Here is a 26833-nt window from a genome sequence, read left to right as displayed (position 1 = left end):
CAATCTTGGCTCATCAATTTTCTGACAAATTCTCTCAAATAAACTTCGAGTAATTTAAACCAATCAATCAATGATAATATTTCGATCAATCAACCAGTAAAAATCCACACAAGTTGTTCTTCATAATTTCTTAATGATCTTCTTAAAACCTCGTCAGTTTTAAGTCCAACTTAATGACTTAACTTTTCGTTTGGTGCATTGCGTTGGTGTGCTGCGTATTCTATACAGTTTCAAAACGAGCGCAAGTGCTTTTCTTAAAAATATTCAAAAAACGCCACTACCTGCTTACTTTTTAACCCAAAAAGTTATTTTTAACACTTTTTCAGAGTTTTTCTAGCTACTTCTGCATTTAAACTTTAAGCAAATGTGAATTTGCTCAAACTTCTTAAATAAAAAAGGATCAAAATTACTGTTGATCCTTATTTCCTAACTCTTAAAAGCTTAATTAGCCTGTTCAGCAAGCCACGCCATGAATTTCTGGCGTTCACTCTTAGATGCTTTTTTCCATAACTCAACCATTTGCTGATCACTACTGCTATTTAGAGCCAAGCTCTGTTGAGCTGATACCGTTGCAACCACAGGTTTAACTGTATGTTGTGTATATATAGCTGCGGGTTGATTGACTGGTATTGTAACTTCCCCTCCACTTAAGTCGTTAGCATTATCCCCACCCCCACCTCCAAACCATCGTTTAGAAGAGGCTTTTGCTCCTGCTTGCTGAACCAATAGTTGCTGATTAGCATTATATAAACCGATAATAGGTCGATCTTTATACGCTTTCGCTTCATCAAAATCTTGTGGTGCATTAATTAAGGCCAGGTTATAAGTCTCGCCATCTTTTAATTCTGGAGTTTTGATCGTTACCACGCCCGATTTTAAAATATCATGTGAACTGTCATGATGTTGAAAGAACTCATTATAATGGGCGCTAATCGTATTCACGCCCGGATCAATTTTATAAGTCTGATTTGAACGTAATAAGCCTGAATTTACCTTCTGATCATTCACCGCAACAATTTTAATTTCTTCAGGTACAGTTAAAGTGACCATTGAAAAAGCTGACGTACTGCCAAGTAATGCCATTGTCACTGCTGTGATACGTAAACCCATACTCTCTACTCATTGAATGATTCTTAAAAGTTCAGTTGCACTATGCCGTGTATAAATGTCAACTTTATGACAAACATTTCATTTATATTGCAGTTGCATCAATCTGGAGATTTTAGAAACGACAAATATAAAAAAAGAAGCAACAATGTGCTTCTTTTTAGCTTTCCACCCAATTATGCAAAAATCTTAAAGCGATCAGCATCATCTATAAAGGTTTTTTCACCCGCTGGCGCTTCGATTGAACCAAAGACCAACTGAGCACGCAGCTTCCAATTAGATGGCACATTAAAAGTTTTGGCAACTTCTTCATCAATAATTGGATTATAGTGTTGCAAGGAAGCCCCAATATTTCTTTCTGCTAATGCTGTCCAGGTTGCGAACTGAGCAATACCCGTAGAATGTTCTGACCAGTCCGGAAAGTGATCTGCATAGAGTGCAAACTGTTCTTGCAGAGATTTTACGATATCTTGATCTTCATAAAATAATGCTGTGCCATAACCTGCTGCAAAACTGTTAATTTTAGTATTGGTACCTTCAAAAGCCTCAGCAGATATGAGATCACGTAAGGTTTCGCGAACAATATTCCAGAACTTTTCATGTGACTCACCGAACAGAATCACGACACGTGAAGTTTGGGAGTTAAAAGCTGACGGACTATGCTTGACTGCATCTTTAATAATGTTTTCAATTTCTGCCTGTTCCAGGCTCACGTTTTTACCAATTGCATAAATAGTACGACGTTGTTTGATCTCATTCAAAAATGCCATGAATTCACCTTTATCTATTCTGTTTATTAAAATTAATAAAGCCATCTTAGGCATTTTTCTGCTTTTAAACAGCCTTATTTCAATAACAATGCGTTTTATTTATAGAACATTCTTTATAGCACTAAAATTGATGAATTGTATCTGGCGCCTTGGCCCCTTCGTCTTGCTTGACATAATTTAAATTTAGCTAAAAACCTGAAAAAACTCCTGCTCCGGCTGCTTTACTTTTTCTGCGATAGTTTCTTCAATTGAACCAAAACATAATTGAGCCCGCAGCAGCCAGTTTGGATCTATTTGAAAATGCTCACCAACCCGGCGATCAATCTGCGGATTATAATGCTGTAGTGAAGCCCCCACGCCAGCAGATGCAAGAGCCGTCCAGGCTGCATATTGCACCATACCCGAACTTTGCTCAGACCAGACCGGAAAGTCTTCTGCGCTGAATGGTACTTTCTTTTGTAGCTGCTGAATCACTTGCTGATCTTCATAGAATAAGATCGTTCCCAAGGCATTTCGGCACTGATTCAACTTAATTTCAACGCCTTCATAAATCTGGGGAGGTACATACTGTCGTTGTACATCTTTTACAATATCCCAGAACTGATGATGTGAATCACCAAATAACACCACAACTCGCGCAGTTTGAGCATTATATGCGGAAGGACAACTTTTTACGGCTTCCTCAATCAGTTCGGTCAGATAAGCCTGACTATGCTGCACCCGTTTTCCTAATTGATAGATACTACGGCGTTTTTTTAACTGTTCAACAAATGGTATCTGCTGATGTTCAGATATTTTTTGTTTTCTTGAAATTTTAAAATCTTTAGTTAAATCGGTTGTTAATACATGACCAATCTTGTTAAGCAATGCCATCTTATCCCCCAAAGCCCGAGCTATATTACATCTGGCAAATTCCCTACAATTATAATGGCTTTAAGTCAGCAGATTAGTTTTCTGAAATTTCTAGTGTTGTTTTTTAAAACACTTAATTTCTTTAAAAACAATAAACTCCGCATTTAGCGGAGTTTATGTGATGCAGCCTGCATTCCTTATTTTTCAGTTTCAAAAAGCGCAGCTACAAAAGACTTGGCCGAGAAAGGACGTAAGTCATCAATTTTCTCACCCACCCCAATAAAACGAATAGGTACATGAGTGCGGCTAGCGATATTAAACAACACCCCACCTTTAGCTGTACCATCGAGTTTGGTGATGGTTAAGCCGGTTAAGCCGACTGCTTCATCAAACATTTCAACCTGGTTAATCGCATTTTGACCTGTACCGGCATCGACCACCAGCATGACTTCATGAGGTGCAGTCGCATCGATTTTTTGCATAACACGTTTTACTTTGGTCAACTCCTGCATCAAGTGACCTTTGTTATGCAAACGTCCGGCAGTATCAGCAATCAATACGTCCACACCTTTGGCACGTGCACTTTCAAATGCATCGAAAATGACAGAGGCGGAGTCAGCACCATGACCTTGGGCCACAACCTGAATATTATTACGCTCACCCCAGATTTGTAATTGTTCGATTGCCGCAGCACGGAAAGTATCGCCCGCCGCAAGCATGACTTTTTTACCTTCACCTTGCAAACGTTTTGCCAGCTTACCGATAGTTGTAGTTTTACCTACGCCATTCACCCCTACCACCAAAATCACATATGGTGATTTGTTCGGATCAATGTGCAGAGGCTTGACACGTGGCGCCAGTAAAGCCACCAGTTCTTCCTGAAGTGCCTTATAAAGTGAATGTGAATAAATCAGATCACCACGTGCAGTACGCTCCGTCAGGTTGGCAATAATTGTTTTAGTGGCTTCTACTCCAATATCTGCCACTAATAACTGCTCTTCGACTTCCTCTAATAGCTCATCATCAATTTCTTTACCACCAATCAGGATATTCACCATACCATCCGCAAGGTTTTTACGGGTCTTGGTTAATCCTTCTTTCATCCGACTAAAGAAACCACCTTTTGCAGCAGATTCTTCTGCCTGAACATCCTCTGTTCCAGGGGTCGATGGGAGGGTCTCACTGCCCTGTGTCTCTACTGATGCTTCTACAATCGGCACATTAACCGCAGGTAAACTCGGTAATGTGACATCATCATCTCCGATATCAGCATCAATCAAAAATTTGTTTTGCCCAGTAGATTGCTGTTGCATGCCGAATCCTTGAAAAGCATTGCGTTAAAAAATAGGATTCTACCATAACTTGGGCCTTTTTGAGCTAGCAATCCAATCGCCCAACAAAGACAGCAAAAAGTTACAAGCTGTGGTTGCTTTCAGTCCGACATTTATTAAAAATAACGATAAATACAAATATATTCAGGAAGATCGAGTGTTCAACTCCCGACTTACCACTTCCTCTTATTTTAAATTACTCAGACAGAGTTTTTATCCTGTCGCCACTCTTCTCATAAGTTTGGGTTTAACCCAAGCTTATGCTCAAACCAGCAGTGAACTTTCACGTACGACTTTTGAAACCACTTTAAGCAATGGTTTAAAAGTGATTATCCGGGAAGATCATCGCGCGCCCATGGTGATGACCCATATCTGGTACAAAGTAGGCAGCTCAGACGAATCCGGCAATATTCTGGGTGTATCTCATGTCCTGGAACATATGATGTTCAAAGGCACAACCAAGGTTCCTAATGATGAATTTACTCGCCTTAGCCGACTCTATGGTGGCAGCATCAATGCAGCGACCTTTACCAACTACACCAATTATTATCAGCTTTATCCCAAAGCCTACTTTCCCTTAGCGCTGGAACTTGAAGCTGATCGCATGAGTAATCTTTTATTAAGGCAACAGGACTTCAAACCTGAAATCAAAGTAGTCATGGAAGAACGGCGTCAACGTACCGAAGACAATCCTCGCGCACGTGCTTTTGAACGCTTTAAATGGATTAGTTATCCCACCAGTCATTATCGCCAGCCAGTGATTGGCCATATGAAAACTTTGAATAATATTCAGTTAAATGATGTGAAAAAATGGTATCGCGACTGGTATACACCCAACAATGCCATTCTGGTGATTGTCGGAGATGTTGAATCAGAAGCTGCATTGCATCAGGTACAAAAATATTTTGGCGATATTCCTTCACGCCCTACACCAGCCCGTAATGATGTGCTGGAGTTTGAACAGCCGGGCTATCGGCATATGGAAATAACCACCGATGTACAGGTACCAAACCTGTATATGACCTGGAATGTAAAGTCTCTGGCGAGTGCCAAAAATCCCCAAGATGCCTATACCCTCAGTATTATTCGCAGCCTGCTGGATAGTGGGATTACTTCACGCTTGCAAGATCGTTTAGTACGTGATCGCAAAGTCTTGACCTCTGTTAGCGCCACTTATGATCCTTATAATCGCGGCGATAGTATCTTTGGGATTTCAGCTTTGCCAGCCCCTGACATTTCTCTGGAAGAAGCACAAACAGCCATTCAGCAGGAAATTGAACTGTTAAAAACTCAAATAGTTTCCACACAGGAACTTGAACGCATCAGCACGCGCTTTATCTCTAGTTTAATCTACAGCCAGGATGATATTGCCGGGCAGGCAAAAATCATAGGCAATCTGGAGGTCAACGGTTTAAGTTACCGCTTGATTGATGCATTACCCACACACTATGCAAGTGTCAGTGCCGAAGATATTCAGCATGTAGCAAATACCTACTTTGTGCGTGATAATCTGAGTACGCTCTACATTATGCCTGAACAGAAAAGCCAACAATAATGACGCATATGCCTTCTATTCGCTGTTTTCTTTTGCTAGTCAGTGTGAGTTTTAGTCCTGCTCTGTGGGCAGAAAGTTATTTAAATGCCGAAGTTGGTGTAAACAGCTCTCCTGATCAGTTGACATCAGTTCCACTATTACAAAGTTTAAAGAAGCTGAATTTAGAACAGACCTTCCAGGCACCTCATATTCATGATCTCAACAATCGTTACAAGGTACGCACCCTGTTTGTAGAAACTCGGGATCTGCCTATGGTCGATATTCAGCTGACTTTTAATGCGGGCGCAGCACGTGATCAGGAAATTGCACCCGGCTTATACGGACTATCGAATATGGCAGCCAAGTTGATGCGTGAAGGTACAGAAGATTATACCGCCAATCAGATTGCTGCCGTACTTGATCAGGCTGGTGCACAATTGAGTATGCAAGCTTATCGGGATATGTTCATTGTCCGTTTACGTTCACTATCCGATCCTCAAAAGCTGGAACCTGCCTTAAGCATGATGATGGAAATACTGAATCATGCCTCCTTTAAAAGCTCCAGTATTAACCTTGTCTTAAGTAATACCCAGGTGGGCCAGAAACAGCTACAAGAAAATCCAAGCCGCTTAATGAACATCCGTTTCTACCGTACACTTTATGGTAAACACCCATATGCAGAACCAATTAGTGGGACGCAAGGCAGTACCAGAAAAATAACAGCCGACTTGTTGAAAAAATTTCGTGATCAGTTTGTGGTCGCACAGAATATGAATATTGCGATTACCGGAAAACTCACTCCAAAACAGGCATTAAATTTATCAGAACGCATTGCAGGCAACATACGGCAAGGTTCAAAAGCTGCACCTTTACCTGAACCTGAACTCAAAACTGGTCTGGAGGTGGTACATTTACCCTATCAGTCTTCGCAGGCGTATGTCATTTTCGGGCATTTAGGACCAACGCGCTCTAGTGAAGACCGTCTGGCGCTTGAAGTCGCCAACCGGATGTTTGGCGGCGGAGGCTTTAACTCGGCCTTGATGCAGGAGTTACGCATCAAACGAGGCTTTACTTATAGTGCCAACAGCTCCTTTACTTTTAGTCAGGCACCGGGGGTATTTAGTTTTCAATATTCTACCCGGCAGGATCAACTTCTTGAGAGTATACAAGTCGCGCATCGGGCATTTATTGATTTTGTCCGGCAACCTATTGATCAAAAGCGCCTGGAGGAAACCAAGGCCGGCATGTTGCGCGCCTTTCCTAACAACTACAGCAGCAATGCAACCATTAATGCCCAGTTGGGCACAATGGGCTTTTATGATGAGAAAGCAGATTATTTATCTAGCTATCCTGAGCGACTCAGCAAAATCAGTGCAAGGGATGTACAAGATTCAGTGCGCAAGCACTTACATCCGGAAAATGTCAGTCTGGTGATAGTCAGCAAGGAGCTGGACAGTGCTCAACTAAAAATGCACCTGCAACACAATCTGCTTGAGACCCGTTCTGGTGAAGTAGTATCCAGTAAAAACTAGGGATTTTCTAGAGAGATTGGTGGCAGCTGATGCGCACGTAAAGACTCTCGCTGATAGGCTTGCATCAGTTTTAGATATTGTCCTCGGGAAATCTGCTCTTGCTTTAATAGCAGCTGTGCCATGTCCTGGGTTTCTGGCAAGTTATGCTGCTCGGACAATTGCAGCAACTGATTCAACTGCGCCGCTGTTAAAGGACGATACAATGCAAAGGTGGCTAGAGCTAAAATCACCACAACAATAAAAATCACAACCGTATTATAAATTTGTTCAAGCTGAATCTTGCTGAAAAAATCACTAATTTTTTTGCTGTCTATAGCCATACACTACCTCAAGTTAAAAGTAGTGTATGGCTGCGGTTACTGAAGTTCAAGTCATGAATCCGAATATCCATCACCTGCTGAAATGTTATACAGCGATTAATTCAACCGCTCAAACACGCTCCAGGCAATGACAAACGCTACCAGAGCAAGAACCAGGAAAATTGCAAATTTGCTTAGACCTGCCTCTGCTTCTGGTGGATGCCAGCGGTCTTCTGTTGCAATTCGGACCAGTTCAGTATTGTAGAGTTTATAAAACTGTGCTCGCTGATTCTCATCCAGGGCACGGGTGAAATCATAAACTTCTTTACGCTGAGCCAGCCCAAAATGCCCTAAATGTGCATGCCTATCATAAATCACATTATCGAGTTTCTGGCGATGTAAGTCTGCAAGCTGGAGGACCTGACCAGCTGTAGGTGGCATGTCAAAAGTAATACCATCCAATATTCTTGTGCTCATCATTTTTTCTCCTTTCTTGTTTCTTGTCTTATTAAAATTTATACTATTAAAAATTATAAGTGTGTATAGTTTAATCATGTAAACTATAATGCTGATAACAAAGCTTCAACAATAATTGACTTTTCAATCATTCTGTAATATTAGTTTAATAATACTTAGATATACTTGTATGTAGACTTAGTTAAAGTCGATCCTGTAATCATAATTAAAATTAAGGAGTTTTTATATGATACAACAAATCTCTCAACATGACTTAGAGCATCTGTATGCTGATGCAGTCAACACGATCCAATCACAAATGAACTTTGTAGATGCAGTCAAACAACTAGAAGATGCAGCGCGTGCTGGTCATGGTAAAGCAGCTCTCTTTTTAGCAGAACTGTATTACCAGGGTTTTCGTGTAGAACGGGATTCTCTTAAAGCCCAGTACTGGCAGAGTATGGCCACGATGCAAGCATAAAAAAACGTCACCTCGGTGGCGTTTTTTTCATCTTATATTTCAATAAACTACTAACACTTACATACTTTATTACGATTGCTTGCAAAGCTGAAACAGTAATTTCATACAGATTTCCTAAAATAGCACCCAAGTCCAATACGTACTTTACTCTAATGACAATACCTAAGCTGACCTATCCCAATCTTATTCAGTACAATCCGATCTGCAAAAAAAATTTGCTGAAAGTGACTATGCTCAAATCCCTGATGTATTGTGGCATCCTGTGGGGCGTCTATCATCAGGGTTGGGCCATGATGCGGGATCATGAGGATTGTATCTTTCCATTTTGGCTTAACCCTTTAGATGCTAAAAATTATGCCAAACAGCACTGGCCAAATTATGAGCCACGCAAAATCAATTCAGAGGATTTTGAGAACAATCTGCTGCCTACCCTAACGCGCCTTAATGTAATTCCTGCTCTATGTAATCCAAACGGATCAAAACTGAAATTAACTACAGAACAGATGCGTTACTTATTTTTTTCTCAACAGAGACTGCACATTGCCTGAATAACATGTTATTTATAAAGACTAAACTAAGAAGTAACTAGCGATAATCAGTTTATATTTCTTCTAAAACCAATAATAAATGAACGAAAGGATCCAATAGAATGACCAATGTGGCACAAGTGCTCAAAGCCAAAGTACACCAGGTAATTTATACCATTCATCCAGATGCAACCGTACTGGAAGCCATCACTCTAATGGCAGATAAAGGAATTGGTGCGGTGGTCGTGACTCAGGAAGACAAAGTGGTCGGCATTCTGTCAGAGCGGGATTACACTCGTAAAATTGCCCTTATGCAAAGATCTTCTGTCGATACAACCGTGAATGAAATTATGACGCCTAAAGTGATTACTGTAACTACAGGCAGCACAGTCGAAAACTGTCTGGAGCTGATGACTGATCATCATTTACGTCACCTGCCTGTGGTTGAAAATGAAAAGTTGATAGGCCTGATTTCAATTGGTGATCTGGTCAAAGCAACCATGGAAGATCAACGGCAATTGATTGATCAACTACAACAATATATTTCGGGCTAAGCTTTCTTTAAAGTATTCAAAGAAATCTCATTCCAACTATGCATTATTGGCTTGTAATGATTTTAAAATGATGAGATATAAAAAAAAGATCCCAGCACTAGGCTGGGATCTTTAGCTGAACTCAGGCTATTAATTTAAGCCCAGTTTCTCTGCAACATAGTCTGAATCTTTATCACCACGGCCAGACAGGTTCACCACAACTTTTGTCTCTTTTGACAGCTTGCCCGCTTCACGAATCGCCCAGGCAACTGCATGTGAGCTTTCCAAAGCTGGAACAATTCCTTCCACACGTGACAAGGTCATAAAGGCATCCAGACATTCCTGATCTGTCGCTGTAGTGTATTCTACCCGCCCCAAATCCTTAAGCAGGCTATGCTGCGGTCCCACACCCGGATAATCCAGGCCTGAGGCAATTGAATGCACAGGCAAAGGCTCACCTTGTTCATCTTCCAGCACATAACAGGCCATACCATGCAACTGGCTCGGCTTACCCAAAGTCAAGGTTGCTGAATGCATATCGGTATTCAGACCATGACCTGCCGGTTCCACTCCAATCAGTTTGACTTCGGGATTATTTAAAAAAGCACTAAATGCACCTACAGCATTTGAACCGCCGCCGACACAGGCAACCACATAATCCGGGTTTGCACCAAAACGTTCATGCGTTTGAACTTTAATTTCTTCACCAATAATGGACTGGAAATCACGCACCATCATTGGGAATGGATGTGGCCCTACCACAGAACCAATCGCATAAATAAAGTTTTTCGGATCTTTTAAATATTCCTCAAAGGCACTATCAACCGCATCTTTTAAAGTTGCGGTACCACGAGTCACAGTCACCAGATGAGCACCCAAAATTTTCATCTTGACGACGTTTGGATGTTCTTTTTCGATGTCCACCTGTCCCATGTGGATTTCACATGGAATACCAACCAAGGCACATGCCGTAGCCAGTGCTACACCATGCTGGCCTGCTCCGGTTTCAGCAATGACTTTGGTCTTTCCCATATATTTGGCTAAAAGTGCCTCACCCAGACAGTGATTGATTTTATGAGCACCAGTATGGTTCAGGTCTTCGCGTTTTAAATAGATCTGCGCACCGCCCAATTGCTCAGAGAGACGCTTGGCGTGAAATAAAGGGCTCGGACGGCCTACATAATGAGCAAACAGCTCTTTCAGTTCATTTTGAAATTCTTCAGTCTGGCGAATTTCCTGATAGGCAACATTAATATCATTCATGGCCTGTTTTAAATCAGGCGGAATAAACTGACCACCATATTGGCCAAAGAAGCCTTCTTCATTTGGCAGCGCAATGCCATTAATTTGATGATCCATAGTAATCCTTAACTGTGAAATATAGATGAGCACTCAATTGCTTTACTTTATAAGCGTGAAAGCAACAGCTTGAGCAATCAAAACTTAAACCATTGATATAAAAAATAAATTAACGGGCAAGATATTTGGTCATATCTTCAATACCCTTTAAGGTCATCGGGAACATATGCCCCTCAAAGATCTGCTTGATGAGCCCGATGGTATGGGTGTAATGCCAGTATCTTTCTTCTTCCGGATTGAGCCAAGCGGTTTTATCAAAATGCTGACGCAGTCGCTGTAACCAGACCTGTCCAGCCTCGTCATTCATATATTCAACTGAGCCGCCTACCGAATTCAATTCATAAGGCGCCATACTGGCATCACCCACCACAATTACCCGATAGTCTCGGCCATAAGTATTGAACAGATCCCAGGTATTCATGCGTGAACTGGAACGCCGAACATTATCTTTCCAGACGTAGTCATACACACAGTTATGGAAATAGAAATACTCAAGGGTCTTAAATTCGGTCTTGGCTGCACTAAACAGCTTTTCACACTGGGCAATGTGCGCATCCATGGAACCACCGATATCAAACAGCATCAGTACTTTAATACGGTTACGGCGCTCTGGTACCAGTTGTACATCCAGAATGCCCTGCTTGGCTGTTTCACGAATCGTACCATCAATATCCAGCTCTTCCGCTGCTCCCTGACGGGCAAATTTACGCAAACGGCGCAGCGCCATTTGCATTTGCCGGCTACCCAGAAGCTGGTCATCATCCAGATTACGATATTGACGCTGCTCCCAGACTTTTACTGCAGAGCGTTTACGCCCTGGCCCGCCAATCTGTACACCTTCCGGATGATCACCATAGGCACCAAAGGGAGAAGTCCCGCCCGTGCCAATCATTTTGTTACCACCCTGATGTTTTTTATGCTGTTCGCGCAGACGCTCTTCCAGCATTTTCATCAGCTCTTCCAGCGAACCGGCTTTCTTCAGCTCTTCACGCTGTTCAGGTGTCAGATGCTTTTCCAGTAATTCCAGGTCAAACCAGTCTTTAGGCAGTTTGTGCACCTGATTCAACAGCTCATCCAGATCAAAGGTTGAAATACCATCAAAATAGTCTTTCATGGCGCGATCAAACTTGTCGAAATAACGCTCATCCTTAACCATGATAGTTTTGGCCAGCTGATAGAATTCATCCTGATCAGCAAAGACAATTCCGGCAGCTACTGCCTGATTCAGGTCAATCAGTTCACGGGTCGAAACCGGCACACCATAGCGGCGCAAGGTATAAAACAGTCGCACAAACATGCCTGTTTCCCCCTAACGGCGTGACATAAAGGCTAGACGCTCAAGCAGCTGTACATCCTGCTCGTTTTTGATGAGTGCGCCGTAGAGTGGCGGAATGGCTTTGGTTTTATCAGCATTACGCAGCACACCTTCCGGCATGTCGTCGGCCATGAGCAGGCTGAGCCAGTCAATCAGTTCAGAAGTTGAAGGTGGTTTTTTTAAACCGGGAATCTGACGTAATTTAAAGAAGACTTGTAAAGCTTCATTCACCAATGTGGCAGAGATATTCTCGAAATGCACATCGATGATTTCTCGCATGGTGGCTTCATCCGGGAATTCGATATAGTGGAAGAAACAACGGCGCAGAAATGCATCCGGCAATTCTTTTTCATTATTTGAGGTAATAATGACGATTGGACGCTGGGTCGCAGTAATGGTCTCGCCAGTTTCGTAAACATAGAACGACATTTTATCGAGTTCATGCAACAAGTCATTTGGAAACTCGATATCGGCCTTGTCAATTTCATCAATCAGCAGAACACAGCGCTCTTCACTGGTAAAAGCTTCCCAAAGTTTACCTGGTTTGATGTAGTTTTTAATATCATAGACCCGATCATCGCCCAACTGGCTATCACGCAAACGAGAAACTGCATCATATTCATACAATCCCTGCTGTGCCTTGGTGGTCGACTTGATATGCCAGGTAATCAGCTTCAATCCCAAACTGTGTGCCACCTGTTCAGCCAGCAGGGTTTTACCGGTCCCCGGCTCACCTTTGACCAGTAAAGGCTTTTGCAAACTACGCGCAGCTTTTACGGCCAGCTTTAGACTGTCAGTCGCAATGTACTGATCTGTACCTGAAAATTGTTGAATATCAGCAGACATGATTTAACCTTATTTTTTTACTTACAACGGTGAACTTTTCTTGTTTAAAGTCGTATCCGGTTTTTTCGATATATAACTGGACCAGCAATAGCCAATCACACATCCAAGGCCAATGACAAATAAAATAAGTGACGCATTAATCCAAACCAGCTCCTGCTCCTTGGTTAAAACTCCAAATAGCAGACCGAAAATTGCCGGGGCAACCGAGGCATTCGGGCCTTCAGAAACGGTGGGGGTTAATAAAACCGCGAAGGCCAGTAACCATAAAAAACTGCCCATTACTCTCGGCAGACGTCTGGTTACCCCATACCAGCAAAGTAAGGCAATCAGACTGCCAAGCAGATACACGGCTACTGCAATACTCTGTTCAGGAATTGAATCTAATACGTTTACATAACCATTCATCTCACAACTCCTGAATTCATATTAGGCACCACGCAATCCTTCAGGCGCTACTGCATTTGGATTGATCAGGCCTTCTGGCGGCATTTGCAAAAAGAAACCGCGAGTCACAATGGAGTCCATTACATGCAGGACATTGGCACGCGCCAGTTTGCGCGACTCATTCAATTCAAGGTGCATGACAAAAGTTGCACGCCCAAATGCTACACGTACCGGCTCAGACAAGACTTCGAGCGGCTCAAATGTTTCTTCAGTTTCGCCCTCATCTGCAGGACGCGCCACATAAAGATACATTTCATCTTTTTTACTGGATTTGTAGATAGACACTTGCATGTTTTAAACGACTTTCCTTAAAAACAACCGCAAGGATACATTAAAAAAAAGACAGATACATTAGCCTTGCCGAATGCATCAGTCGTGATTTTGTATAATTGCTTTATCTTTAATCAATTCTTTCCCCAGTCATTCCGTGACTTTCATCTGGGTCGAAAGATAAGATTCATCCTCATGCAGCACCCGAAGTAGCGGTAAGGTCAGCAGTTCATAGCGCCAGCCTAGCAGATAATCCGGCAACTCTTGTTCATCCTTATGAAAGACCACATGTTGATACAGGGCATTTAGCCATTTTTTACGCATCAGCACTTCCTTAGGAATGGTGGTTTCAGCAGAGACCTGCTGAATAAGCAGATCAATTTTATCACCAACTTCTCTGGAAGAATGACGGATTGGACGAGCCAGACGTAATGGCCAGTCCGACTGTTCTGGCAGGAATTTCAATAAGTCCAGAATCGTTTTACCATGATCACGTACAATATTGGCACGTATATCTTTCACCTGGCTCAACTGAAAATTATTGCGCGGAAATTTCTCAACCAGATCAATCATGGTCGCATTTTTCAGAATAAAGCTGCGTGGCTGATTTAAAGCCTTGGCAATCTGTTCACGCCAAACTGCCAGCTGCTGTAATTGCATAAGCTGACGGCGAGAATGCCGGTAATTTCCCACATCCTGATACAGCAAGGCAGTCGGTGTTTCTTCCCCTATTTCCCGGGTCAGGAACTGACAATCCTGTAAGGCAAAATCAAGCAGGGATTTGCTGTTTAAATCCTGTTTGATTTTTTCAGCCAATTGCATCAGATAATGTACATCATTGGCCGCATACAGTAACTGCTCGCTACTTAAAGGACGCGCCAGCCAGTTGGAGCGGGTCTGGTCTTTTTCAATATCTATTTCCAGCATCTGCTTCAAGGCATTCTGGTAGCTGACTTGCAGACCATGACCCAAAAATGACATACCCACCTGCGTATCAAAAACATTCTCCAGTGCTTTTTGCTGGGTATAATGATAAATCAGGTCGATGTCTTCGCTACAGGCGTGAAAAACATTCTGTTGAGCATTAAAAATTTTGTGCAAAAACTCAGTCAGATCCAGAGTGGTTCCATCCAGAAGATAAACCTGATTGTCGACATTGATCTGAAAAACACCGAGTTTGGGCCACAGGGTATCTACCTTGATAAACTCGGTATCCAGACCATAGATTGAATTTTGATCCATTAAATCCAGAACAGGATACAGGTCGTTTTGGTGTTGAATAAACTGAAACATAAAGGCTGAGTCTAAGGATAGATGCTCGATAGCGGAATACTAGCTAATATATAAAATATTTATATAAAAAAACATACTTAATGCGACTAATTATCTAAAATAATTTACTTTGTAAGGAGTAGTTAGGTATAAATTAATATCTTTTTCCTATTAAACTCACACCTTCAGTTATACAAATTTTATTTAATCCTCATGCGGTTATGCACGGCCTGACTCAGCGTATGGCTGTCCACATACTCCAGTTCGCCTCCTTGAGGCACACCTTGAGCAATACGCGTCATCTGCACCGCTAAATGCTTGCTGGCTTCAACCAGATAATGTGCTGTTGCCTGTCCTTCTACAGTCGCATTGGTGGCCAGGATCACTTCCTTAATCTGCCCTTGACTTAAACGCTGCAGTAAATAAGGAATGCCAATTTCTTCCGGCCCAATCCCGTCAAGTGGTGACAAGTGCCCACCCAAAACATGATATTTACCCCGGAAGCTGCCACTTTGCTCAATAGCCATCACATCGGCAGGTGATTCTACCACGCACAGCAATTCATCATCTCGCTCCAAGGAGGTACAGATATTACAGACCTCATCTTCGGTCAGCGAATGACAAATAGAGCACTCATGAATATGATTGGTCGCCTCAGTCAAAGCATGTGCCAGACCAATCGCACCTTCACGGTTTTTCATGATCAGGTGCAAAGCCATACGCTGAGCCGATTTCGGCCCAACGCTTGGCAAAATGCGTAATGCTTGAACGAGTTGATCAAAACGATCACTAAACATTGCGCACTCTTCCTTAGAATAAACCAGCCAGACCTGGTGGCAAGCCCATGCCTGAGTTTGCTGCTTTCATGCGCTCTTCTGAAATGGCTTCAGCCTGACGTGCTGCATCATTCATAGCAGCTGCAATCAGGTCTTCGATCATGTCAGGATCGTCCTGAAGAAGTTCAGGGTTAATTTCGATACGTTTCACTACATTACGTGCAGTCATGGTTACTTTTACCAAACCACCACCAGCCTCAGCATGCACTTCAGTTTGCGCAAGCTCTTCTTTGGCCTTTTTCACGTTGTTTTCAACTTCTTTTTGCATGCGCTGCGCTTGCTGCATCAACATATTAATGTTCATAAAAATCTCCGAACATATATTTATAAAATTAAATTAGATCTAAACCGCGTGTAATGTCACGGATAATATCATCAATCTCTTCCAAACCGACAGAAATGCGAATTAAACCTTCGCAAATACCTGCTGCAGCTTTGGCTTCTGGAGACAGTTTGCCATGTGTGGTGGTTGCCGGATGAGTAATAGTTGACTTGACATCACCCAGATTACCGGTAATCGAGATAAAGTCTGTATTATCAATTACTTTCCATGCACCTTCACGGCCCGCCTTCACCACAAAAGAGACTATACCGCCAAAACCAGTTTGCTGTTTTGCTGCCAGCTCATGACCAACATGCTCAGGCAGGCCTGCATAATAGACTTTTTCTACTTTCGGATGCGCATTCAGGAACTCGGCTAATTTTTGTGCATTGGCAGAATGTTCACGCATACGTAAGCGCAATGTTTCCAGACCTTTCAAAAAGACCCAAGCATTAAACGGACTCATAGATGGGCCCGTCGTGCGTACATAACCGAAAACCTCTTCAAGCAGCTTATTGTCCCCCACAACTGCACCGCCCAGAGCACGCCCCTGACCATCCAGATATTTAGTCGCAGAATACACCACCAAGTCTGCACCAAATTTGATGGGTTGTTGTAATACAGGCGTACAGAAGCTGTTATCAATTGCTAGCAAGGCATCATTTGCATGCGCAATATCTGCTAGCGCCTGAATATCCGCCACTTCTGCCAAAGGATTTGATGGAGATTCAACAAAGAGCAGTCTGGTTTGTGGCTTAATAGCATTGTTCCAGGCCGCTATATCATGCAGGTCGACGAAATCCACAGCCACGCCAAATTTAGCCACGTATTTTTCAAACAAAGATACAGTCGAGCCAAATACTGCACGTGAACAGATCACATGATCGCCTGCTTTTAAAAAAGCCATTGCCACAGCCATTATGGCTGCCATACCTGAACTGGTAGCAACGGCGCGCTCTGCACCTTCGAGTGCAGCCAGACGTTTTTCAAAAGTGGCCACAGTTGGATTGGTAAAGCGGGAGTAGATATTGCCCGGTTCCTGGCCTGAAAATTTTGCTGCCGCTTCGGCCGCATTCTCATAGACAAATGAAGATGTTAGAAAAATCGGTTCGCCGTGCTCGCCTTCAAAACTACGGGTATGACCGGTACGAATGGCTAAGGTTTCTAACTGGTAGGAAATATCATCTTGCTGGCTCATCACTTTACCCCAGTCCAAGGGACTGCCTTTTGTAAAAATTTGCCAACATTTTGAGCGCCTAAGCTATTTCAGGTCAAGGTATAATAAGCAAATATTGCTTAGACTTCGATCAAATCTTCCCGAATACGGATAATTTATTTACATGATTCAATTAAAACAAAATATTCAGCGCCAGCGGAAAAAATTAAAACATCTGAATACGCGTCTGTTTAATTCATCTACCCTGATTCTTTCGCAAAAAACACCTTTTGAATATATTGCCGCCACTGAATTCTGCAAGATTCGTTATTATGCCTCTCCTGACAAGAAATATCGTGAGCCACTGGTCTTTATCGCGCCACTTGCAATCAATATGGATATTTACGACCTTTATCCTTATCGCTCCCTAGTCAAACATTTTCAGCATAGTGGCTTTGAGGTGTATTTGGTGGAATGGAAACGTTTTCGCTATAAACATCGCCATTTAAATTTCCTATCCTTTGTTGACGGCGCAATTCCGCAAGCAATTGAGCGCATTTGCGCTCATTCTGGCAGCCAGTTTATTTCGCTGCATGGCTGGAGTATGGCCGGAATTTTTGTCACGCTCTATACTGCCCTGCATTCACCCGAACATGTTAAAAATCTGATCATACTCGGCAGCCCGATTGACAGCTATGCTTCTGGTCGTATTGGTAAACTGTTTAGGAGCGCCAATCAGTTAATTTCTAAAAATAAAAACTTGCAACATACCCTCTATCAAGGCCTGATTCCAAAACTCTATATCCATTCACCGGGAGTCCTCAATGCGCTTGGCTTTAAATTACTGGACCCTGTTGGCTGGTTTAAAAGCCAGAAGCAGTTTTTACTGAATCTGGAAAATGTAGAAGATGTCTATGAACATGCCACCATGGGCAATTTTCTCAACAAAATGATTGATTATCCAGGTGGAATCAATCAGGACATGGTGCTGAATTTATGGTTACAGAATCCTCTGAAAGAAGGCTCTATGACTTTAAAGGGGCAAACCATCGACCTGAAAAATATCAACTGCTCCTTATTGGTAGGCGCAGGCCAAACCGACCAGATTGTCACCAAGCACTCAGCTAAGCCTTTGATGGAATTGACAAGCAGTACCGATAAGACGTTTACTCTTATCCCAGGGGGCCATTTGGGGCTGATGTCTAACCAGAAAGCGGCCAATACATTCTGGCCTAAATTAACCGCTTGGCTGGCACACCGCTCCACACGACTTAATGCCTGACCGCTCGGGGATCCAGAGTTTTTTAAAATTAGCTTTAAATCAGAAAGAATATTCAGAGGATAAACATGATTCAGTCAGTGGCTTTTATTGGTTTGGGTGCAATGGGTTATCGTATGGCAGCGCATCTGCCCAAGCATTTCGATACGGTCTATGTCTGGAACCGGACTTTTGCCAAGGCTGAACAACATGCCGCTGAATATGCTACACAGGCGGTTGCTCTGGAGCAGGCTGTTCAGGCTGATATTATTTTCTCCTGCCTCCCCACCAGTGCGGATGTTGAACATCTCTTAAAAGACCTGCCGCTTAAAGCAGGTTCTATCTGGGTAGATTGTACCAGTGGTGTGCCTGAATCCGCCCGTAAACTGGTCACTCAACTGAGTGATCAGGGCGTTATTTTTCTGGATGCGCCGGTAAGCGGCCAGACGATTGGCGCTGAAAATGCCACGTTAACCGTGATGGTCGGCGGTGATGCCCAAGGCTTTGAAAAAGCTCTGCCAGCCATGCAGGCTTTTGGCAAGCTAATCAAGCATGTCGGGGAATCCGGCTCTGGTTTTGCAGTCAAAGCGGTGAATAATATGTTAATGGCCGCTCACCTTTGCGCAGCGGCCGAAGGCTTGACCACCTTAAAAGCACACCGTGTTAATCTGAGTGAAGCACTGGATTGTATTAATGCATCGAGCGGTAAAAGTATGGTGACTGAAACCGTGATTCCACAGCGTATTTTAAATCGCAGTTTCCCGCTGACCTTTGCTCTGCCTTTATTAGCCAAAGACACAGGCATTGCCATAGATCTGGCGCAAGAAGCCAAACTTTCAGTACCTGTTCTGGCACTGGCACAGAATCTGATTCAGGCGGCAAACAGCCTATCAGATAAAAATAGTGATTTTTCAACTGCCGTGAAAATGTATGAATCATGGAGTAAAATTACCATTGAGTAATATCTCGCCATTGAATAATGATAATAAAACCACATATTGTGACTATAAAGCAGTCACACTGAGTGAATAAGCTAGAGGAAATTGCTATGAAAAAATTATCTGTTGCAGCATTAGTAGGTTTTGCAACATTGTTTGGGGCTTCAACATCGGTACTTGCATCTGAACAGGAATGCAAAAAACTGAAAAATGATCATGATGTCATTTATGCATCTAAAGGCTTCTGTTTTAAAGATCCTGAAGCCAAGGCCAAGTTTGGTAATGACAATTGCTATACCACCAAGCCAAAATTCTCTGAAAAAGAGCAACAACGGCTTGACGCGATCAAGGAACGTCAGAAAGAATTGAACTGTAAATAATACAGTTTCAATAATTTCAAGGAATGTAACTATGACTTATGATGATCAGAATATTTTTGCACAAATTTTACGTGGTGAGCTTCCTGCCATTAAAGTGTATGAAGATGACCAGGTTCTTGCATTCATGGACATTATGCCTCAGGCAGATGGTCATACCCTGATCATTCCCAAAACACCAGCAATAACGCTGCTGGATCTGCCGGCAGAAACAGCAGCCTATACTATTCAGATCGTACAGAAAATTGCGAAAGCTATTGAGAAAGGTTTAGGCGTAGATGGAATTGTCTTGATGCAGTTATCAGGTGCAGCCGCAGGTCAGACCGTACCACATGTGCATTTCCATCTCGTACCGACTTCTCTGCATAACCTGGGCAAACATGCTGCACAGATGGGTGATCAAGAGAAAATCAAGGCGCTTGCTGAAAAAATTAAAGCTGCACTTTAAGTACGAAATCAATTTAAAGATGGAGCTAAATAGCTCCATTTTTTATGCTATTTCAGGCACTATAATCTTTTATTTTTAATTATTTCAATCATGCGCTGAGACAATTCCAACCGCATTTAAGATTATAAATTAATAACCTCACTATAGTCCGCGGCTATTCGCTATTCAAAAAATAAAATTTAATTGGCCACAAAAATTCTGTTGCCTGGGTATGTATATTGACTCGGTTACTATGAGGCAATCGCAGCAGATTGTTAATTACGTTTCTTTTTCACTCACCTAAAAATCCTCTTAGAACTTACAACGCAGTTTTTGCTAGAATCCTGCTCAGAAGCTCAAACATCCGCTATCTAATGCTTGGTATTAGAAACTTGAACCCTGAGAAGGTACACTTACTGATTAGATTAATCAGGTTTCAAAAAGATTTAACGGGATTTGTCAGGATTTTTTTATGCAATTTATTGTAAATATTAATAGATTTAAGGGTGCTAAATAAGGTGAAAACAGAAAATATAATCCCTGACCTATCCACGCTTACACCGATGATGCAGCAGTACATGTCGGTCAAAATGCAACATCCACACTCATTGATGTTTTATCGGATGGGTGACTTCTATGAACTGTTTTTTGAAGATGCCCATAAGGCTGCAAAAATTTTAGGTATTACCCTGACTCATCGCGGTAAAGCCAATGGCCAGCCGATTCCAATGGCTGGCGTACCTTTTCATGCAGCCGAGGGTTATCTGGCCCGTCTGGTAAAAAAAGGCGAAACTGTGGTGATCTGCGAGCAGATCGGTGAAGTTACAGGTAAAGGACCGGTCGAGCGTGGTGTGGTACGTATTATTACCCCGGGTACCTTAACGGATGATGCTCTCTTAGGCGCTCACCAATCTTCCAATCTGGTCGCCTTATGTATTCAGCAACAGCAGATCGGGATTGCACTCTTAGATCTGAGTGCAGGTCTCTTTAAAGTCCAGCAGCAGGACTATGACCTTAACCAGCTGGCCATTGAACTGGCACGCTTGATGCCAAGCGAAATTGTTTTAGATGAAAATATTGCAGATCCAGAGATCATTGAGCAACTTAAAAAACAGCTTGATGTGCCGGTGACCAAACGCCCGAATGTTGACTTCAACCTGAACAATGCTCAAAAAACTTTGTGTGACCAGTTTGCGGTCAGCACCCTTTCAGGATTTGGCATTGATCACTTGCCTTTGGCCAAAGCCGCCGCCGCTGCTTTAATTCACTATGCCAAAGAAACCCAGAAAACGGCTTTACCGCATATCCGCACGATTCAGCTGGAACAAAGCTCGGACTTTATTGCACTTGACCCTGTCACCCGTCGTAATCTGGAACTGATTGAACCGCTTTTTGACCATGGTACTTCACTGTTTCAACTGATCAATGACTGCCAGACGGCGATGGGGGGTCGCCTACTTAGCCGCACCCTGATGCAGCCTTTACGAGATACGGCGGTTTTAGATGAGCGACTGGATGCCACACAGGCCTTGCTGGACGGTTTTCATGAAACCCCTGTACGCCTGATATTAAAAGAAATCAGTGATATTGAGCGTGTGTTAAGCCGGATTGCCTTAGGCAGTGCCCGTCCACGCGATCTGGTCCAACTGCGCCAGGCCTGTGCACAAATCCCATTTTTAAGACATGCCCTGCAACCGGCAATCAGCCAACCACAATCCTTCTTGTTACAACAGCTAAATCAAGAGCTTGGGGATTTTCATGGGCTGCATCAGCGGCTTATGTCTGCGATCGTAGAGAATCCGCCTGTGTTACTGCGTGATGGCAATGTCATTGCGGAAGGCTTTGACAGCGAGCTGGATGAATTGCGTAAAATTCGGGACCATGCTGGTCAATTCCTGATTGATCTGGAAATCAGGGAGCGCGAACAAAGCGGTATTCCCAACTTGAAAATCGGTTACAACAGAGTGAGCGGCTATTATATTGAGCTGAATCGTTCGCAGGCAGAACAGGCCCCTGAACATTATATCCGCCGTCAGACCCTGAAAAATGCCGAACGTTATATCACGCCAGAATTAAAGTCTTTTGAAGATAAGGTACTGTCTAGCGAATCTCGTGCGCTTGCCCGCGAAAAAATGCTGTTTGAAATGCTTCTGGATGAACTACGGCAAGATATTGGCAACTTACAGATGATGAGCAGTGCTATTGCCCAGATTGATCTGCTGGCAAACTTTGCCTATCAGGCACGACTGCGTAACTGGTCACGACCGACATTCAGTCCTGAAACTGGTGTTAAAATCATTGCTGGGCGCCATCCTGTGGTTGAAGCTTTAAGCAAAACTGCCTTCACCCCGAATGATACCCAGCTCGATTACGCACATCGCATGGCGATTATTACCGGTCCAAACATGGGGGGTAAATCGACCTTTATGCGCCAGACTGCCCTGATTGCCTTGCTGGCCTACTGCGGTAGTTATGTGCCCGCGCAATCGGCCGTACTTGGTCCGATTGACCGGATTTTCACCCGAATTGGCTCTGCAGATGACCTTTCTACTGGCAAATCAACTTTTATGGTGGAAATGACTGAAACTTCGCAGATTTTACATCATGCCACCAGCCAGTCACTGGTTCTGATGGATGAAGTCGGTCGCGGTACCAGTACTTATGACGGTTTGTCATTAGCCTGGGCTTGTGTGCTAGATCTGACCAAGCGCATTCAATGCTTGTGCTTATTCGCGACGCACTATTTCGAACTGACCGAACTCGACCGGGAAAAAGGTATCGACAATTACCATGTTACTGCCAAAGAACTGAATGGCAATCTGATTTTACTGCACAAAGTTCAACATGGTCCGGCCAGTCAGAGTCACGGCTTGCAGGTTGCCAAACTGGCTGGCATTCCTGCGGCAGTCATTAAAGAAGCACAAAATCGTCTGAAAGCTCTGGAAAAGCAGCATCAGGTGAAACCTTTCAGTCCACAGCATGATCTGTTTTCCGAACCTGAAATCGTGGAAAAGATCATTGAGGTTGAAAAAACGTCGCCAGCGCTGGAGCTGCTGGAAGATCTGGATATTGACAATCTGAGTCCACGGGAGGCGCTACAACAATTGTATGCTTTAAAAGATCTGATGAAACAACCAGGCTAATCTCTTTGCCAGAACCCTGATTTTTCTAGGGTTCTGGCCATGAGTTTCCTCATTTTTAGCCATTTATCCGTATAATTTAATTTTTTTCAAATTTAACAGCCCTATCTATAACAAATATCAATAAAAGGAATTGTTAGTTCCCTCCGTTTTTGCCTAAAATACAGCATTCGTAATTAGAACCATATTTTTTAGGTAGCTGTCGCCATGACCTTCGTTGTCACTGAAAATTGTATTAAATGTAAATATCAAGACTGTGTGGAAGTTTGCCCTGTAGACTGTTTTTATGAAGGCCCTAACTTCCTTGTAATTAATCCAGACGAATGTATCGACTGTGCGTTATGTGAACCTGAATGTCCTGCCAATGCAATTTTCTCCGAAGATGAATTACCAGAAGGCCAAGAAGTGTTTATCGAATTAAACGCTGAACTTTCACAAACATGGCCAAATATCACTCAAATCGGTGACCAGCCTGCTGACCGTGAAGAATGGAACGGTAAACCTGATAAATTACAATATCTTGAAAAGTAATTTAGCGTATTTTAAAAAAGATCAGTACATACTGATCTTTTTTTTATACTCATAACACACATTTCATTGCAATATTCTCCAATTTTCTCCGCATATTTAGTCTAGAATAGCGCTATTTTATAAACACTTGTATTTCTTTAAATGAAGCAATTTTCAAAGGGACTTTTAGGTCTATGCCTAATCCCGCTGATATTTGTGGGTTGTGCGACCACAAAACAACCCGGTCGTGTAAGCCCTGCAGATGGAAAACGGATTTATATTCCACAAGAACGGGTTCAATACGATCGCAAAGCACGGTCTAAAACCGTTCCTTATGTTTATACACACTGGGTTTCAGCACTCGACAATCTGTCACGTGTACGTGAATATGAGGTTTATCTGGAGCGTCATGGGGTGGGTAATATCATTCCAAGTTTCGAGCTGATGCGAACAGCACGCGATTGGGCCAAGTGCGGCCGCTCACAATACATGATTCCAAGTCGTGAATTATGGGCCAATCAGGTACCGACTTTACGAGTATTTAAATATCTGGTCGCAGCCAATGTACTGACAGATTTTGAAGTGACTTCAGTTTATCGCGACCTACCTTTAAACCGGTGTGCAGGTGGCGCCAATTCTTCCCGACATCTGTTTAACTCAGCGATTGATTTCAGAATCGGACCGGAATATCCGCAAGCCCAAGACTATACTTATATTGAAAATACCAAATTTAAATTGTGTCAATTCTGGAACCAGCATGGTCAAAGCCTGAATATGGGCTTGGGATTATATGCCTCCGGCCAGATTCATATTGATACTCAGGGTTATCGCACCTGGGGTCCTGATCTGACCCGCAACTCTTCAATGTGTAATTACTAATACATTACTTCTGCTATACAAGGCATAGTAGTGGCTTTGTATAGTGTAAAAATCATACAATTATTGAACAATAAATTGCGCTATGCCGCGAAAAGTTTAAAATGCACCCATCGCAACAAAGGTGCTCATACTATGCAACAAATGTGGACAGATATTGACGGTTACATTGATTCACATTTAATCCCTGAAGATCCGATCCTGACCCAGACGCTTGAAAATACCGCCGCACATGGCTTCCCAGACCATCTTGCAGTTGCACCTAATCAAGGCATGCTCCTGCAAATGCTGATTCAGATGAACCACTGCAAACGGGTATTAGAATTGGGAACTTTTGCTGCCTATAGCACCATGTGGCTGGCGCGTGCCCTGCCTAAAGATGGGTATATCCTGACCATTGAAGGACGAGATACTCATGCCGCTATGGGCCAGGAAAATATTGACCGTGCCCAGCTTAAACCAACAGTCGAGCTTAAGTGTGGCCGTGCAGCAGATGTCCTGAGGGCATTACCTGAAGATACTGAAGCCTTTGACTTTATTTTTATTGATGCCGATAAACAAAGTTATCCTGAATATCTGGAACTCAGCTTAAAGCTGTCACGTTCCGGTACTATCATCTTTCTGGACAATGTAATTCGTGCCGGCGAGATTATTAATCCGGAGAATAAAAAGCCCAGTATTGAAGGTATTCGGGAAATGTTCCAAGCCATGGAAAATCATCCCAAAATTCTGTCTTGTACCGCTTTACAGACAGTAGGCAGTAAAGGACATGATGGTTTTGCACTCGCGATTGTGAAATAAAAGCTTACGCACAAAAATCAACCGACAATATATTTTCTATAAATAACATGGTTTTATAAAATATAACCACAGAGTTATCCACAATTTATGAGGATAACTCTGGTTATTTTTAAATCAATCTGTAACAAATAATCTGGTGATTAAATTCTGTCTTATGTTTACCCTCTTGCTTACTTGACGACCAGTAAAGGCACTTTTGAATTACGGAAAATTGTGGTGGCAATACTTCCCAGGAAAAACTGATGAATTTTGCTATGACTAAATGCGCCCAGTACAATCAGCTGGATGCCCTGCTCCTGCTGATAGGACAAAATATTTTCAGCCACCTCTCCATAACGGTATTTCGGAATCACTTCGAGTCCAGCCTGAGTTAAATATTGCAGAGGTTCATTCAGAACCTCCACATGATCCCCAATATATAATAAATGGCACTCTAGCTGACGTAACAAATCACTTTCTGCAACCCGTTTCATCATTTTAAGGCAGGTTGGAGAGTATTCATAAGCAAAGATAAAACGTGTAGGTGGCTTGAATTGCTCTCCTACCGTCATGACCGTACAATTGGCGCCACGGATAAAGTTTTCCACGTTGGTGCCAACGGGTTTATTTTTTTCGGCAGAACGTTCTCCAATTAATCCGATTACGGCAATATCATCAGGTCGTAAAATCTGAAAGCTCTGTTCCAGAAAATCCCCTTTTTCCTGAATATGCGTAGTCGGAATGCTATATTCCTTAAAAATACGGTCAGAGATATGCTGAAGTAAATTATTACTATAGTTAAGTGCAATCTCACTTTGTTTTTGTTCTAGCTCCGCCAGTTCTTTAAGCAACATCGCATTACTTTCAAAGCCAATGACCCCACTGATTTCCCCCAGATGATAACTGGCCGGATAATAGTCCACGACCTGTAACAGCACCAGCTCACGTCCGGTCTTTCTGGCAATCCAGGCGGCAGCATCGGCCAAGGCATTGGTACAGGGTGAGGAATCTATGCAGGCAATGACACGTTTCATGTTTAGCCCCTCTCATTATAATAAAATTTTCTTAGTTATTTTTAACTTAGCATATGTTCTTAACAATGTGCAGCAAAATCTGTATGGCTTAAATTGAAATATGTTAATTTTTATGTGATTAAACTAGGGCGTGTCCTCATTTGGCTTTACACCAAATAAACATGCAAGCAATGTAAATCATAGACTGATAATTTCGTGCAAGCTTATCAAATCGGGTAGCAATAGCACGGAAATGTTTTAATCTCGCAAAT

29 protein-coding genes and 1 pseudogene are annotated in these 26833 nt (G+C 42.7%); 13 read left to right on the top strand and 17 right to left on the bottom strand.

Annotated elements, in window-relative coordinates:
- Positions 1 to 441 precede the first annotated feature (441 nt).
- The 4 genes from E2K74_RS13385 to ftsY form a co-directional block, all read right to left on the bottom strand.
- On the bottom strand, positions 442 to 1110 hold the full coding sequence (locus E2K74_RS13385; protein ID WP_151208138.1) for a DUF2057 family protein: 669 nt from the start codon (positions 1108 to 1110) through the stop codon (positions 442 to 444).
- 173 nt (positions 1111 to 1283) lie between these two features.
- The gene (locus E2K74_RS13380; protein WP_151208137.1) at positions 1284 to 1877 is read right to left on the bottom strand and encodes a nitroreductase family protein; all 594 of its coding nucleotides are present in this window, start codon (positions 1875 to 1877) and stop codon (positions 1284 to 1286) included.
- 183 nt (positions 1878 to 2060) lie between these two features.
- The gene (locus E2K74_RS13375; protein WP_151208136.1) at positions 2061 to 2750 is read right to left on the bottom strand and encodes a nitroreductase family protein; all 690 of its coding nucleotides are present in this window, start codon (positions 2748 to 2750) and stop codon (positions 2061 to 2063) included.
- Positions 2751 to 2926: 176 nt separating this feature from the next.
- Positions 2927 to 4042 carry a signal recognition particle-docking protein FtsY gene (gene ftsY, locus E2K74_RS13370; protein WP_151208135.1) on the bottom strand — a complete coding sequence of 372 codons (1116 nt, stop codon included), beginning with the start codon at positions 4040 to 4042 and terminating at the stop codon, positions 2927 to 2929.
- Between the two features lie 175 nt (positions 4043 to 4217).
- Between ftsY and E2K74_RS13365 the strand changes: the two genes are divergently transcribed.
- Both E2K74_RS13365 and E2K74_RS13360 read left to right on the top strand, forming a co-directional pair.
- Positions 4218 to 5615 carry a M16 family metallopeptidase gene (locus E2K74_RS13365; protein WP_151208134.1) on the top strand — a complete coding sequence of 466 codons (1398 nt, stop codon included), beginning with the start codon at positions 4218 to 4220 and terminating at the stop codon, positions 5613 to 5615.
- Between the two features lie 8 nt (positions 5616 to 5623).
- Positions 5624 to 7126 carry a M16 family metallopeptidase gene (locus tag E2K74_RS13360; protein ID WP_151208139.1) on the top strand — a complete coding sequence of 501 codons (1503 nt, stop codon included), beginning with the start codon at positions 5624 to 5626 and terminating at the stop codon, positions 7124 to 7126.
- On the opposite strand, the gene E2K74_RS13355 is transcribed toward E2K74_RS13360, so the two are convergent.
- A complete protein-coding gene (locus tag E2K74_RS13355; RefSeq protein WP_151208133.1) occupies positions 7123 to 7446 on the bottom strand; it encodes a hypothetical protein in 324 nt (107 codons plus the stop codon). The genes E2K74_RS13360 and E2K74_RS13355 overlap by 4 nt on opposite strands.
- Positions 7447 to 7542: 96 nt before the next feature.
- Positions 7543 to 7902 carry a hypothetical protein gene (locus tag E2K74_RS13350; protein ID WP_151203129.1) on the bottom strand — a complete coding sequence of 120 codons (360 nt, stop codon included), beginning with the start codon at positions 7900 to 7902 and terminating at the stop codon, positions 7543 to 7545.
- A gap of 226 nt (positions 7903 to 8128) precedes the next feature.
- On the opposite strand from E2K74_RS13350, the gene E2K74_RS13345 reads away from it, so the two are divergent.
- The 3 genes from E2K74_RS13345 to E2K74_RS13335 all read left to right on the top strand — a co-directional run bounded on the left by E2K74_RS13345 (position 8129) and on the right by E2K74_RS13335 (position 9443).
- The gene (locus tag E2K74_RS13345; protein WP_151203130.1) at positions 8129 to 8362 is read left to right on the top strand and encodes a hypothetical protein; all 234 of its coding nucleotides are present in this window, start codon (positions 8129 to 8131) and stop codon (positions 8360 to 8362) included.
- A 230-nt stretch (positions 8363 to 8592) separates the two neighbouring features.
- On the top strand, positions 8593 to 8910 hold the full coding sequence (locus E2K74_RS13340; protein WP_227548040.1) for a DUF2750 domain-containing protein: 318 nt from the start codon (positions 8593 to 8595) through the stop codon (positions 8908 to 8910).
- Positions 8911 to 9011: 101 nt separating this feature from the next.
- Positions 9012 to 9443, top strand: coding sequence for a CBS domain-containing protein (locus E2K74_RS13335; RefSeq protein ID WP_151203132.1), 432 nt, complete (start codon positions 9012 to 9014; stop codon positions 9441 to 9443).
- 129 nt (positions 9444 to 9572) lie between these two features.
- On the opposite strand, the gene trpB is transcribed toward E2K74_RS13335, so the two are convergent.
- The 9 genes from trpB to E2K74_RS13290 form a co-directional block, all read right to left on the bottom strand.
- The gene (gene trpB / locus E2K74_RS13330) at positions 9573 to 10781 is read right to left on the bottom strand and encodes a tryptophan synthase subunit beta (protein ID WP_151208132.1); all 1209 of its coding nucleotides are present in this window, start codon (positions 10779 to 10781) and stop codon (positions 9573 to 9575) included.
- Positions 10782 to 10890: 109 nt separating this feature from the next.
- On the bottom strand, positions 10891 to 12078 hold the full coding sequence (locus E2K74_RS13325) for a vWA domain-containing protein (protein ID WP_151208131.1): 1188 nt from the start codon (positions 12076 to 12078) through the stop codon (positions 10891 to 10893).
- 12 nt (positions 12079 to 12090) lie between these two features.
- Entirely contained in the window at positions 12091 to 12942 is an 852-nt protein-coding gene (locus tag E2K74_RS13320; RefSeq protein WP_151208130.1) for an AAA family ATPase, read from the bottom strand.
- Between the two features lie 21 nt (positions 12943 to 12963).
- On the bottom strand, positions 12964 to 13347 hold the full coding sequence (locus E2K74_RS13315) for a hypothetical protein (RefSeq protein WP_151203136.1): 384 nt from the start codon (positions 13345 to 13347) through the stop codon (positions 12964 to 12966).
- 21 nt (positions 13348 to 13368) lie between these two features.
- Entirely contained in the window at positions 13369 to 13677 is a 309-nt protein-coding gene (locus tag E2K74_RS13310) for a YcgL domain-containing protein (RefSeq protein WP_151208129.1), read from the bottom strand.
- 129 nt (positions 13678 to 13806) lie between these two features.
- Entirely contained in the window at positions 13807 to 14949 is a 1143-nt protein-coding gene (locus tag E2K74_RS13305; RefSeq protein WP_151208128.1) for a ribonuclease D, read from the bottom strand.
- Between the two features lie 179 nt (positions 14950 to 15128).
- Entirely contained in the window at positions 15129 to 15725 is a 597-nt protein-coding gene (recR, locus tag E2K74_RS13300) for a recombination mediator RecR (RefSeq protein WP_151203139.1), read from the bottom strand.
- A 13-nt stretch (positions 15726 to 15738) separates the two neighbouring features.
- Positions 15739 to 16068 carry a YbaB/EbfC family nucleoid-associated protein gene (locus tag E2K74_RS13295; protein ID WP_151208127.1) on the bottom strand — a complete coding sequence of 110 codons (330 nt, stop codon included), beginning with the start codon at positions 16066 to 16068 and terminating at the stop codon, positions 15739 to 15741.
- 28 nt (positions 16069 to 16096) lie between these two features.
- Positions 16097 to 17284, bottom strand: a complete 1188-nt coding sequence (locus E2K74_RS13290) for an O-succinylhomoserine sulfhydrylase (protein ID WP_151208126.1) — start codon at positions 17282 to 17284, stop codon at positions 16097 to 16099.
- Positions 17285 to 17426: 142 nt separating this feature from the next.
- Between E2K74_RS13290 and E2K74_RS13285 the strand changes: the two genes are divergently transcribed.
- The 8 genes from E2K74_RS13285 to E2K74_RS13250 all read left to right on the top strand — a co-directional run bounded on the left by E2K74_RS13285 (position 17427) and on the right by E2K74_RS13250 (position 25569).
- The gene (locus tag E2K74_RS13285; protein WP_151208125.1) at positions 17427 to 18524 is read left to right on the top strand and encodes an alpha/beta fold hydrolase; all 1098 of its coding nucleotides are present in this window, start codon (positions 17427 to 17429) and stop codon (positions 18522 to 18524) included.
- A 65-nt stretch (positions 18525 to 18589) separates the two neighbouring features.
- Positions 18590 to 19462, top strand: coding sequence for an NAD(P)-dependent oxidoreductase (locus E2K74_RS13280; protein ID WP_151203143.1), 873 nt, complete (start codon positions 18590 to 18592; stop codon positions 19460 to 19462).
- 86 nt (positions 19463 to 19548) lie between these two features.
- Positions 19549 to 19818 (top strand): YARHG domain-containing protein, encoded by a 270-nt coding sequence (locus E2K74_RS13275; RefSeq protein WP_151208124.1) that lies wholly within the window; start codon positions 19549 to 19551, stop codon positions 19816 to 19818.
- 31 nt (positions 19819 to 19849) lie between these two features.
- Positions 19850 to 20263: an HIT family protein gene (locus E2K74_RS13270; RefSeq protein ID WP_151208123.1), complete on the top strand. Its 414-nt coding sequence runs from the start codon at positions 19850 to 19852 to the stop codon at positions 20261 to 20263.
- Positions 20264 to 20805: 542 nt separating this feature from the next.
- The gene (gene mutS, locus E2K74_RS13265) at positions 20806 to 23385 is read left to right on the top strand and encodes a DNA mismatch repair protein MutS (protein WP_413773047.1); all 2580 of its coding nucleotides are present in this window, start codon (positions 20806 to 20808) and stop codon (positions 23383 to 23385) included.
- A gap of 204 nt (positions 23386 to 23589) precedes the next feature.
- Complete coding sequence (gene fdxA / locus E2K74_RS13260) at positions 23590 to 23913, top strand: ferredoxin FdxA (RefSeq protein WP_004973093.1); 324 nt, start codon at positions 23590 to 23592, stop codon at positions 23911 to 23913.
- A gap of 141 nt (positions 23914 to 24054) precedes the next feature.
- Entirely contained in the window at positions 24055 to 24771 is a 717-nt protein-coding gene (locus E2K74_RS13255; RefSeq protein ID WP_151208121.1) for a D-Ala-D-Ala carboxypeptidase family metallohydrolase, read from the top strand.
- 132 nt (positions 24772 to 24903) lie between these two features.
- On the top strand, positions 24904 to 25569 hold the full coding sequence (locus E2K74_RS13250; protein ID WP_151208120.1) for an O-methyltransferase: 666 nt from the start codon (positions 24904 to 24906) through the stop codon (positions 25567 to 25569).
- A 170-nt stretch (positions 25570 to 25739) separates the two neighbouring features.
- Here the strand turns inward: E2K74_RS13250 and E2K74_RS13245 are convergent, their stop codons facing one another.
- Together E2K74_RS13245 and E2K74_RS13240 are read right to left on the bottom strand one after the other, a co-directional pair.
- Complete coding sequence (locus tag E2K74_RS13245; RefSeq protein ID WP_151203149.1) at positions 25740 to 26582, bottom strand: universal stress protein; 843 nt, start codon at positions 26580 to 26582, stop codon at positions 25740 to 25742.
- Positions 26583 to 26718: 136 nt separating this feature from the next.
- Positions 26719 to 26833 (bottom strand): annotated as a pseudogene (locus E2K74_RS13240) (IS5/IS1182 family transposase); the annotation flags it as partial.

Source organism: Acinetobacter sp. RF15B (assembly GCF_007558235.1).
Classification (GTDB): Bacteria; Pseudomonadota; Gammaproteobacteria; order Pseudomonadales; family Moraxellaceae; genus Acinetobacter; species Acinetobacter lwoffii_C.
This window is presented reverse-complemented; position numbering and strand designations above follow the sequence as displayed.